Raw genomic sequence first — 11797 nt, 5'->3', positions numbered from 1 at the left:
TGTCTTCCAGCATGGCCTTGCGGCGATCACCGAAGCCCGGCGCCTTGACGGCGGCGATCTTCAGGCCGCCACGCAGCTTGTTGACGACCAGCGTGGCCAGGGCCTCGCCTTCGACGTCTTCCGAGATGATGAGCAGCGGCTTCGAGGTCTGCACGACAGCTTCGAGAACCGGCAGCATGGCCTGCAGGTTGGAGAGCTTCTTCTCGTGCAGGAGGATGTAAACGTCCTCGAGCTCGGCAACCATCTTGTCGGCGTTGGTGACGAAGTAGGGCGAGAGGTAGCCGCGGTCGAACTGCATGCCTTCGACGACTTCGAGTTCGGTCTCGGCGGTCTTGGCTTCCTCAACCGTGATGACGCCTTCGTTGCCGACCTTCTGCATCGCTTCCGCGATCATCGAGCCGACCGAAGCATCGCCATTGCCGGCGATGGTGCCGACCTGGGCGATCTCCTCGGAGGTCTTGATCTTCTTGGCGGTCTTGCCCAGAGCAGCGACCACTTCGGTGACGGCGAGATCGATGCCGCGCTTGAGGTCCATCGGGTTCATGCCGGCGGCAACGGACTTGTGGCCTTCCTGGACGATCGACTGCGCCAGAACGGTCGCGGTCGTGGTGCCGTCGCCGGCAATGTCGTTGGTCTTGGAAGCGACTTCGCGAACCATCTGCGCGCCCATGTTCTCGAACTTGTCCTCAAGCTCGATTTCCTTGGCGACGGTGACGCCGTCCTTGGTGATGCGCGGGGCGCCGAACGACTTGTCGATGACGACGTTGCGGCCCTTGGGACCGAGCGTGACCTTCACCGCGTCAGCGAGGATGTTGACGCCGCGCAGCATGCGCTCGCGGGCGTCGCGGGAGAATTTTACGTCTTTGGCAGCCATGTTTTAGCTCCTGGCAGGGGCTCGGAGAGAGCCCGAAGATTCAAGATTCAGTTGACGGTGAGGCCGATGATCAGCCGATGATGCCCATGATGTCGGATTCCTTCATGATCAGAAGGTCTTCGCCATTGAGCTTGACTTCGGTGCCCGACCATTTGCCGAACAGGATGCGGTCGCCGGCCTTGACGTCCAGCGGAACCAGCTTGCCAGCTTCATCACGAGCGCCGGAGCCGACGGTGATGATCTCGCCTTCCTGCGGCTTTTCCTTTGCCGTATCGGGGATGATGATCCCGCCGGCGGTCTTGGATTCGGATTCGACCCGGCGAACGACCACGCGGTCATGAAGTGGGCGGAATTTCGATTGTGCCATTTTGGATTCCCTGGTGCGGATGTTGAACGGTTCCCCGTGGCCGGAGCGCGATTAGCACTCACCGAGGTCGAGTGCTAACAAGAGGGGTGGATAGGCCGTTGGCGGTAGCAAGTCAAGGCGCGAAGGACGGAGAAACCGAGCCGAACGGACGTGAGCTGAGGGCCTATAACGTTCTTCAGAAGGAGCAGGAGTAAGGCTCATTTCTTGCATCTAATACCCCTCCACAGAGGCGGCGGCCGTCAGTGGGATGGGCATCAAGCCCGTTTACAAATGCGATCGACCAAGGCGTCATCGATATTGTGCCTTGCACGTTCGCTCTCTCGGTTTTCGGGTGGGTTCTCGTATGGGATATGGGACGATCGACGGATGTCTCCCGCCAATCGTCAGCATCATTTTGCTTAACCGCCTGGCGAGGTCATCTGGATCCACGCTGCTGGTGAGGTGCGCTAGTCCAGCGACCGACGAGCTGAGGATCAGACCTGCGGCTTGATATCATGTTGCGGTGTCGAACCGCCGTTGAAGAAGTTCTTCGCCTTCTTGAACTGCTCAGTGGAGTTTGCGTTCACGAGTTGTTGGAAGTTTTCATGGTCGGGCCCGCCCTTTCGGATCCGGCGTGCCTGTAAGACGCTGATGACCTCGGCGTAGTCCAGGTTCACATTGATTCGTTGCGTCGACGAGCAGCAGGATTTCAGCTCAAGGAAATTCTCTTTGAACTCGATCTGGCGCAGAACGATCGCTCCGTAATCGTAAGATCCACCGGCCCCATTGTCGAGAAGGTAACTCTGGTAGGTGCATGTCAGCGCCCTGTATTGCTGCGCCCTGGCGCTGGTGCTGAAAGTGATGTCACCCATCGCGCTCAGGAAGGACTGGAAATCCGTCAGCAGCGACGCCCCGTCGGTGATGATCGCTTGGGCAACCAAGGAAAGGAACGTGGCTGAGACAGAAGTTCCGAAAACTTCTTTTGAATAACTCTTCTGGTTTTGCGCTCCGATCGAAAGATCCGGAATGTTGCCGAGAACGTCTGCCCAGAGGCTGATGTCCAGCGTTTTTGAGTCGATGCGAGGATAATTGGAATGCATGTAGTCGTAAATGAGTCCGCCAATCGCCAGAAGATTGTCCTGATTCTCATTCAAGATTCCGCTATACATACGGTCACGGGTGTTCTGGCCGATGAGGTGAAACTGTACCGTCCCTTGGTCGTTGGCGATCATGTCGTCTCTCGGAGGTGCGGCGTTTGCCAACGAAAGAACCAAAGGCCTTGCGTGGAAGAACTCGCGAGCGGCCTTATAAATGTTGTCGGAATATTCTTTTTCACGTTCCTTGACATCAAGCGAAAGCACGTTGGACATCTTATTCTCCTATGAGAGCTAGGTTGCGTGGGAAGTGGCGAGGCGTCTGGAGTGCGTGCACTATCAGCTGACTTTATGTGCCTCTTGGCTGAATAGGATGGCGGTCAACAGGGAGAGTCTTAGGAGGAAGCATCCGTTATTGCCCTCCCAGTTTGTGATATTTGCGTCAGCTCTGTTTGCGAAGCCGCTGCGGTGATCTCGTGGCGCAGCCAGCGTTGCTCCGGGTCGCGATGACAGCGTTCGTGCCAAATGAGGGCGACCTCGTAGGGGGTCAGTTCCACGGGCGGATCGACAATCGTCAGGGGCAGCAAGGTCGCGATCCGCGTCGCGACGCGCCGTGGGACAATCAGCACCAGATCGCTCGTCGCGACTGACGCGGCTGCCGTCAATATGTTGGAAACCAGCACAGGATCGCGATCCAGGAGATCTAATTTGACCAATTCATCATGCACCCGGCCGAACCCGTCCTTGGAGTCCGAGGCGAGGGCAGCGTGGTGCAAGGTCGCGAAGGTATCGATCGTCCACTCCCGCGCCAGGGCTGGGTGATCATGGCGTAGCAGGCAGGCAAAGCGGTCGGCATAGAGTGTACGGCGCAAGTAACCCAGTGGTGCAGCATCGATCTGCCCGATGGCCAGATGGATTTCGCCTTGCTCAAGCCGCCGCAGCGCGCCGGCTAGAAGCGGGTCGGTGACGATATCGAGATTAGGCGCGTGCTCGCGCAGAAGTGGTAGGAGAGGCGGCAGCAAGATCAGCGCTTGGTGATCGGGCATCACCATTGTGGCTTTCGATCGCCATTCCCCTTGGGCGCAACTGCGGTCCATCATCGCGCGAACAGCATCCAAGACCGTCGGGAGGATCTTGGCCAGGCGCTCGCCCTGCGGCGTGGGAACCAGACTGCTCGATCCACGAACCAGAAGATCGCCATTGAAAATTTCACGCAGCCTAGTCAGCGATCGGCTCATCGACGGTTGGCTCACGCCCATGTGCCGAGCCGCATGCGTGACGTTGAGGTGCTCCAGCAGCGCCTCAAGAGCCAACAGCAGTCTCAGGTCAATCGACGCCAGCATCCGTTCTTGACGTGCGGCGCGCGCGCCATTGACAAGGTGTGGCGCCCGCTCACTCCTGCTTGAGCGATCCCGACTGTAAACGAGGTCCATGCCCCTCTCCTTATGTGCTCAAGCTAACGTCTTGGTAGTGGGCGTTGCGGGCCGAGCCTGCTGTTGACAATTGCGATGTCGCCAGCTGGTTCGACGTGGTTCAAGGTGACGGGTCATGATCAGCCAAGCGATCACAGTCGTTGCCGCGACGAGCGCCTCCTGCGGCTTCGCGCGATGCAGGGAGCAAGACACTCGGCACTGTGGAGGCGATCGTCGTTGAGTAGCGGGTGAACCCTCACTCGTGGCTGTGGCCGGCATGGTGTTCATTCAGCGACGAGAGAAAGTCGCTGCACCACTTATAGACATCGTGCTCGCGAAGAACCGTCATGATCGCTGTCCAGCGCTCAATCCGGTCCGGTCGCGGCAGAACGAGGGCCTCTTCCATGGTGCGCGCCATCTCCTCTGTGTCATAGGGATTGACGAGCATCGCTGCGTCCAACTTCCTGGCGGCTCCGCAAAAGCGCGAGAGGACGAGAACACCCGGGTCAAGTGGGTTTTGCGCAGCGACATACTCCTTCGCTACCAGATTCATCCCGTCGCGAAGCGGAGTCACCAGACCGATACGGGCCTTCCGATAGAGGCCGGCCAGCTTCGACTGCTCGATCGAGGCATTAATGTAGTGCACCGGCACTGAATCGACGGTTCCGAATTCTCCATTAACGCATCCCACCAGTTCGGCGACGTCCTTCTCGACCGCCCTATATGCCGGTATGATTTCCCGGGACTTCGGGGTGATCTGCAGCAGCAACGTCTTGTTTACACGTCCCCGGTTGCACCGCAGAAAATCGCCAAAGGCGACGATGCGCTTCTCGATGCCCTTCGAATAATCGAGGCGGTCGACGCCGATCACGATGTCATAGCCGGCGATCCTCGGATAACTCTCCTGCACACGCTCATTGCGGGCCGCATTCTCGGCAAGGCTTTCGAAATTCGCGGTGTCGATGCTGATCGGAAAAACGCCGCAGCGAAACTCGTTCCCATCGGCTTCGTGGAAGCGCTTTTTGACAATTTTGCCTTGCTTCTCGCGGGCCAGGCATTCCAAGAAGTTGCTGAGATCGTAATCGGTATGAAAGCCGACGAGGTCGTAGCAGGAAAGCCCGCCCAGCAAATCATTGTACTTCGGGACAGTGGAGAAAATGTCCGCCGGCGGCCATGGAATGTGCAGAAAAAAGCCAATCCTGTTGCTGCACCCGAGCTTACGCAACTCTTCAGCGAGCGGAATCAAGTGATAATCGTTCACCCAAATGACGTCCTCATCGCACAAGAGGGGCTTCAACAGCTCTGCAAACTTGTTGTTGACGCGATAGTATCCGGCCATTCGTGCGTCGGAATATTCGGCGAGGTCGGGACGGCCGTGGAAGATCGGCCAAAGAACACTGTTCGCAAAGCCGTGGTAATATTCGTCCACATCCTTCTTCGAGAGATAGACAAGCCGGTAGTTGATGCCGTCGTCTTCCCGCGGTGTCGGCTCCGGGCCGTCCGGCGCCACCTCATTGTCCGACCAGCCCATCCAGAAGCCGTCCTTTTTCTTGAAGACCGCCTTCAGCGCAATGGCCATCCCGCCCGTGGGCGGCGTGCCGTCTTTTTTGGACAGCGGAACCCTATTGGATACAACGATCAGTCTACTCATTACCATCTCCTGCGGTTGTTGCAGACAAAACAGAAGCACTTGTGCCCCAGTCGTCTATAAGTTGATAGGTGTCTGATGCAAACACGGTACAAGCTACATTCTATATGAATGCGGTAAGCGGCGATGCAATGTAAGTATCCTGTGTCTTAATGATCTCGTGATATGCGTGTCTATACACATCCATACGGCAACAAATCCATCTTGCTCGCAAGAATGTCAATTTTTTCGAGGTTTCAGATGAAATGAGGCTGATCCGATTGGGAGATGTGCGCTGCGCTGCAGGCGCAGAACGCCTCATGACATCACCCTCAAGGTCGCAGGGGAGGGGATCCGCAGGGCTAACGGCCGGCATGCGCACGGGCGAGCAGCCAAACGAGTAGGACGAACACTATGAGCTAAATCGGAGAAGACGGCCGAACCGCTAAGCTTGGCGAGCTCGGTTCCTGGTTCACAGCGGCAGTCCCGTCTAGGACCTATGTATCTGCGCTATTGTGTCATGCGCCCAACGAAGATTGTCCCGCCATGCGGACCCTGCCTAATTTGGCTGATCGTCGGGGAAGCCAAAGCTGCATTCAACAGGGGTAACCATGAAGAAGATTCTCGTTTTGAGTCAGGACGCTTCAACGAGAGAACTGCTTGTGGACCTCTTGTCCAAGCATGAGTTTAGGATCAGTGCGGTCGAAAACGGCCAGCAGGCTGCCGGCAAAATGGTTTCTGAAGCGATTGATCTGGCAATTGTCGATCTGAGCCTCGACCGAGAGGACGGTTTGCAATTCGTTCGGGATTTCGGCGCCAACAGGGACCTTCCGATCATCATCATCAGCGCTGACTACTTAGATGAGTCCGACAAGGTGGTCGGTCTCGAAACCGGCGCCCGCGATTACATCACTAAGCCCTTTGGCCATCCGGAGTTCCTGGCTCGCGTGCGCGCCACCGTGCGCCAGCGGCCCGGGCGTGAGCGAAATGCGATCTTTAATTTCGATGACTGGCAAGTCAGCACGAAACGACGCCGTTTGCGCCGAGGGACGGATCTTGAAGTCAAGCTCACTACGGGTGAGTTCAACCTGCTCATGGCCTTCCTCAAGAACCCAGGCCGGGTGCTTTCGCGCGAGCAGCTTCTGAAGGCGACCAGGGTCTACGATCAAGAGGTCTATGACCGCAGCATCGACGTGCTGATCCTGCGCCTTCGCCGTAAGCTGGCACACCCCTCGGCCCTGCAGTACATCCGTACGGAGCGCGGCGCCGGGTATGTTTTCGAGAGCGCCGTGGACGTTGAGGAGCTGAGGACACGGCGCTAAGGCCGCGCACTTTCCGCCCCCGCCAAAAGATCGTTGTCAAGCGTCAGTTCCCCGATCGCTTGCAGCGTCTTGATGCCCCCAAGCGTTCGCTCGCCGCCGGCGGGTCGTTCGTCATGGTCTCCCCTGTTCCCGCTTCTATGCCTTGTTCAGGCAGAGACGCCCCTTTTGTTTTAAAGTGAGATTTCGCGATCCAACTCTATGCTGCTGCAGCTGATTTCGCGACCTTATATTTCGCCGAATCTAACGCTTCGGCTGACCGCCGTCAGGCTTTCGTCAGATACGACGACCATATTTCTAGCCATGTCGTGAGAGGTTCCGGATGGGATCCTCTGCGCATGACTGCATTCTGCTGGAGCTGGACTATGACACGCATTGATCGATGTGGGAGCTTGCATTCCAGAATTGGAGCCGACCGCGCTGAGGACGGCGCTCAGGGGAGCGGAGGCTCTCAATTCGATGCGCTTCTCCCCCGCGGCAGCTTGAACCGACCCAATCAACGCTCATACGAACTTCATGCTGGGCTGCGAGGATTTTGTCACGCACAAGACATCGGTGATTTCTCAAGAACAGTGGTGATGCATTCCAATCGCGTGAGGCCGCCGGACCAAGCAACTTTCCTGCAATAGGCCGCCTTTGATTTAAAAAGCGAATTTGTTTTGCGTTTGAGAAGGTATGGGCGCCGCCCAATCGGCTTGGGGGTCGCCAAGCCACGGGCGACTAACGAGCTTTCTCTAGCCAACCCATTCTGTGTCTCTGGGTGATCCATCCAGCCCGCGGAGAACAGGAATCAGTCATGATGAGGAGCGACATCGGCATGAATTCGAATGTCAAATGTTTGGCCCAGACAAGTGCCATGGCCTTGCTTTGGACGGCCACCGTGGCGTCGGCAAATGAAGGCATGTGGATGCCCAGCCAGGTTGCGGAAGTCGGTGCGGCCATGCGCGCCGATGGGCTCCAGCTCGATCCCAACCAGTTGAGCTTGGACGCTGCCCCGCTCAACGCGATCGTATCACTGGGCGGATGCTCCGCTTCCTTCGTCAGTCCCGAAGGGCTGGTCGCGACCAACCACCACTGCTTGCTGGGATCCATCCAGTACAACAGCAAGGAGGGCCAAGACTATCTCGCCGACGGCTTTCTGGCCAAGAGCCTGGATCAAGAATTGCCCGGCTCGCCAGGCACCAGCGTCTATGTCACCGAGAATCAGCGGGACGTGACCGCAGACATGCTCAAGGGCGCCTCGGCTGAGCTCAACGGCATAGCCCGCTATGAGCGACTCGACGCAAACCGCAAGGCGCTGATTACCGCCTGTGAAGAACAGCCCAATCGCCGCTGCGTTGTGCGGTCCTATTATGGCGGCACATTCTACTCTCTCGATCAGCAGCTCGAAATCAAGGACGTGCGCCTCGTCTATGCACCCGCGCTCGGAATCGGCAACTTCGGCGGCGACACGGACAATTGGATGTGGCCACGCCACACGGGCGATTTCGGGTTTTATCGCGCTTATGTCGCTCCTGATGGTTCCTCCCGGCCTTATGCGCGGGACAATGTGCCATACCAGCCAAAGAGCTGGCTGCATATCGCCAGCGAGGGCGTCCGGGAGGGCGATTTCGTGATGGTCGCCGGCTTTCCCGCCATCACCTGGCGCTGGCAAACCGCTCAGGAAGTTGAGTTCAACTTCGCGCACGCCGAACCGCTGTCGCAGCATTTGCTCTCAGATTACGCGGCCCAGATCCAAGATGCCACGGCAGGTAATCGCGACGCGCAGATCCGCTACGCCTCCCTCCTGCAAGGCGTGCAGAACTACGAGAAGAAGCTGGCGGGCGAGCTCGCCGGGGCCGACGCGATTGGAGTCAGCCCTCGTAAGGCCGCCGAGGAGAAAGCTTTTCGCGCGTGGGTCGCTGACGATTCCGCGCGTCAGGCGCGCTATGGTGCGGCGATCAGCGATCTGGACGCCACGGTGGCAGAGAACAACCAGGCCTCGTTCAAGGCGCAGCGGCAGGCGCTGCTTGACCGTTCGCAGATCCTCTCATCGGCGCGCAAGCTCTATCGCTGGGCCAAGGAGCAGGAGAAGCCCGATGCCGCCCGCGAAAGCGGCTTTCAGGATCGCGACCGCAAGCACATCGTCGATGCTCTGACGCAGGTCGAACGTCGATATCTGGCCACCATCGATCGCAAGCTGTTTGAGGCCGCGCTCGAGGAATATCGCCAGCTGGATGCGAAGGACCGCGACACTGCGTTCGAGACCGCTCTGGCCCAAATCGGTCTTGATCGTCTTTATGCAGACTCCAACCTCGCCAACACGGCCATGCTGCTCGGCTGGCTCGACAAGCCGGCTGCCGCTTTGGAGGCGTCGGACGATCCGTTTTTCAAGCTGGCGGTCGCGCTTTACCCCGGAGATATAGCTGCGGAGCGCGCTCGGAAGGACCGCGCTGGCCGCACGCATGCGGCGCGCGCGGCCTATGTACAGAGCCTGCTTGCCTATCGAAATGCGATCGGCCGGCCCGTCTATCCCGACGCGAACGGATCGCTGCGCCTCAGCTGGGGCAAGGTGACAGGGCGAACACGGGACGGGCAGATCTGGACGCCCTTCACCACGGCCGAGGGACTTCTGGCCAAACACACTGGCAGGGGCGAGTTCGACGCGCCGGAGACTGCCGTCTCTGCGATCCGGGCCAAGGACTATGGCCCCTATGTCGCACCGGAGCTGGGCACGTTACCGGTCGACTTCATGTCCACGGTGGACATCACGAACGGCAATAGCGGCTCGGTCACTCTGAACGGGCGCGGCGAGTTCGTTGGTCTCGCCTTCGACGGCACGCTCGACGGAGTGATCTCCGACTGGGCTTATGCCGCAGAACGCAATCGCAGCATCCATGTCGACAGCCGCTTCATGCTCTGGACCCTGGACAAGATCGACGGCGCGCGCCGGTTGCTTGAGGAAATGAGAGTGCGGCCTGGACCTTCCGATCATCATCAGCCGCCGCCGACTACCCGGATGATTCCGATAAGGTGATCGGGCTCGAGACGGGCGCCCGCGATGCTTCACCAAGCCCCGGCTGGCCCGGCTGAAGTCCTCGCCTTCTTGCGGCCACTGGCCGGAGACCAGCGGCAGGTAGCTTACCCACCATGCCAAAGAGCATCGCCAGACACCTTGGCATGCTCCGGGATCGCAAAAGGGTTGGTGCGGATTGATGCCCGCCGCCCTTGCCTCCATCGCCGGCTCTCTCCCTCCTCGTTACGCGAGTTGAAAAGGGCGGCAGCCCGGGTCGCCAAGTCAGGCGACGAGCTTTCCCTAGCAGAGCGATTCGCAAGGGATACCGTCCTTGTCTCGGTCCAACTTGCCTCCCCATGAGCAGTTTGCGAGATACCAGTTTGCTTCACCGCATGAGCTGATCTGAGGGCATGTCCGCCGCGGCTCGCACGAGTAGCCGTTCTGCGCGAGCAGCCTGCGGCTGACGATGCCTTGTGGTGGGCTCGACGGCGCCGCGCCATCTGCATGCTCCGCTCGCCACTCCCAGGGCGCCTGAAACTTGCCGGCCCATATGCCGATCTTCATAGCTTCCGCCTTCGCTTGCTGCTGTGCGTACGCGCCGTGGCTGTAGCGGGGCCAATCCAGGGCCTGGCCGTGCTCGACCATCCAGGCGGACAGGTTGGCACCATCTGAGCGCAGGCAATCGCCGACAAATCGGTCGTAGCGATCCCAGGAGACGAACCGGCAGTGAACTGGCCTCGATGTCGCCAGGAACGCGTCTAACGCCTCGGCCGAACGGCGCCCGCAGGGATAGTCGAACCCCTTTGCGTCGTCGCAATACTGCTTACTCTCAGGCGCATCGATCCCGTTGAGGCGAATGCGCTGGCCGTGGATCTCAATCGTGTCGCCATCTACGATGGAGGCGACCCCGGCGATCGCTGGGGGGCTCGGGCGGGTTAGATTCGACAGACTGATCTCGGGCAGGCGGTCGCTTTGCTGCATGGCCGACAGGAAGGCTAACGCACCAGCGGCAGCCACACTGACAAAGATCAGCCGCTGTGGAACGGGTGCCCAACGCCGGGCGCGTGTCCGCTTCGCGGCGTTACGCTTTCGCAAGTGGTCAAGCCGATTGTCGTGCCGGGATCTGTCCAAGCCCATTCCCCCCGGGAGAAGAATGCGTCGATCCGGGCAGAGAGTCCATAGTCGTGACGGCGTGATACGAGGCAGGCTGGAGGCCGATGCCATTGATGGAACCAGCGGCGCCACGTTGCCCCTTTGCTTGGGCCTTGATTATCAATGCCCGATAGTGCGGCGGATTCTCGGAACACTGCGCACCAATGGGTGCTGGCGTGCTTGCGCCTACGCTGACCCGGAGTCAGCCGCGCCTCACAGTTCTGGATGCACTTTAGGCATGCGCAGCAACCCTCATGGGATCACAATCGATCGAGATGCGCGTCCAGCTGAGTGAGGATTGCGTCGAGCGAAGGCCGGTCCCTTTAGTAGAGGGCGCGAGTTCGCTCATAGGCGTCGGAGTAGATCTGCCGGGTCGTGGGCTCGCTGAGGCGAAAGGCCTAGTTTCGCCGCAGGTCCGGCTCATCCCCGCCTCGGAACCGATCGGCTTTGTGTGCGCGGTATGCCGGGCTGCCGATAAAGGCCTGGACGCCATCGTCGTCCAGAAGACAGGAGACGTCATAGTAGTGACGCATGAAGTTGACAGGCATCTCTCCGGAAGCCTGCTGCTGGCGAAATTTGGTGGAAAGGGTCTGTAGCTTTTCGACGAAAGTGTAGCCGGGCTCGTAGCAGTAAACATCGACGGCGCGGTTATCGATTAGGTCTGTCAGCCCGATGCGACCGCTCTATCATAGGCCCAGGAAGAAATCAGGCGGGCTTGATTGGGCGCGGCCCGATCGAAGCCCGCTTCCAACAGCACGCCGGCCTTGAGCCCAGCGGGCAACGCATTGAGCTCCGGATAAATCAGACGAATTCCAGCCCGCCATGGGCGCTTTCAGCTAAGCGGCCGAATGTACGACTTCCGTAAGAACCCCCCTGCGCGCTTATGTTCCAGGCGGTGTTCAACCCTCCACCTGCGTATTTCGCAAAAACGGGACAGTCGTTCCGCTAAATCGCGGACAGCAGTTTCACTAAGTCGCG

Annotated in this window: 9 protein-coding genes; 2 read left to right on the top strand and 7 right to left on the bottom strand. The window is 59.3% G+C overall.

The features are described from left to right. From groEL to ACWTU9_RS32540, 5 genes are all read right to left on the bottom strand, one after another. On the bottom strand, window positions 1–874 hold an 874-nt coding region (groEL, locus tag ACWTU9_RS32560; protein WP_455861903.1), incomplete at its 3' end, for a chaperonin GroEL. Between the two features lie 70 nt (window positions 875–944). Continuing rightward, entirely contained in the window at window positions 945–1241 is a 297-nt protein-coding gene (gene groES / locus ACWTU9_RS32555) for a co-chaperone GroES (RefSeq protein ID WP_455861902.1), read from the bottom strand. A gap of 473 nt (window positions 1242–1714) precedes the next feature. Next, window positions 1715–2590 (bottom strand): hypothetical protein, encoded by an 876-nt coding sequence (locus ACWTU9_RS32550; protein ID WP_455861901.1) that lies wholly within the window; start codon window positions 2588–2590, stop codon window positions 1715–1717. Window positions 2591–2709: 119 nt separating this feature from the next. Continuing rightward, window positions 2710–3747, bottom strand: a complete 1038-nt coding sequence (locus ACWTU9_RS32545; protein WP_455861900.1) for a LysR family transcriptional regulator — start codon at window positions 3745–3747, stop codon at window positions 2710–2712. Window positions 3748–3982: 235 nt separating this feature from the next. Continuing rightward, window positions 3983–5377, bottom strand: a complete 1395-nt coding sequence (locus tag ACWTU9_RS32540; RefSeq protein WP_455861899.1) for an alpha,alpha-trehalose-phosphate synthase (UDP-forming) — start codon at window positions 5375–5377, stop codon at window positions 3983–3985. 587 nt (window positions 5378–5964) lie between these two features. On the opposite strand from ACWTU9_RS32540, the gene ACWTU9_RS32535 reads away from it, so the two are divergent. Both ACWTU9_RS32535 and ACWTU9_RS32530 read left to right on the top strand, forming a co-directional pair. Then, window positions 5965–6675, top strand: coding sequence for a winged helix-turn-helix domain-containing protein (locus ACWTU9_RS32535; RefSeq protein ID WP_455861898.1), 711 nt, complete (start codon window positions 5965–5967; stop codon window positions 6673–6675). A 793-nt stretch (window positions 6676–7468) separates the two neighbouring features. Continuing rightward, window positions 7469–9688: a S46 family peptidase gene (locus tag ACWTU9_RS32530; RefSeq protein ID WP_455861897.1), complete on the top strand. Its 2220-nt coding sequence runs from the start codon at window positions 7469–7471 to the stop codon at window positions 9686–9688. 279 nt (window positions 9689–9967) lie between these two features. Here ACWTU9_RS32530 and ACWTU9_RS32525 read toward each other — a convergent pair whose 3' ends face one another. Then, window positions 9968–10798: a thermonuclease family protein gene (locus ACWTU9_RS32525; protein ID WP_455861896.1), complete on the bottom strand. Its 831-nt coding sequence runs from the start codon at window positions 10796–10798 to the stop codon at window positions 9968–9970. Between the two features lie 419 nt (window positions 10799–11217). Next, window positions 11218–11475, bottom strand: coding sequence for a nucleotidyl transferase AbiEii/AbiGii toxin family protein (locus ACWTU9_RS32520; protein WP_455861904.1), 258 nt, complete (start codon window positions 11473–11475; stop codon window positions 11218–11220). Window positions 11476–11797: the final 322 nt, after the last annotated feature.

Source organism: Mesorhizobium sp. 128a (assembly GCF_053848025.1).
Note: the sequence above shows the minus strand (reverse complement) of the source record. Positions and strands in the feature narration are given on the sequence as shown.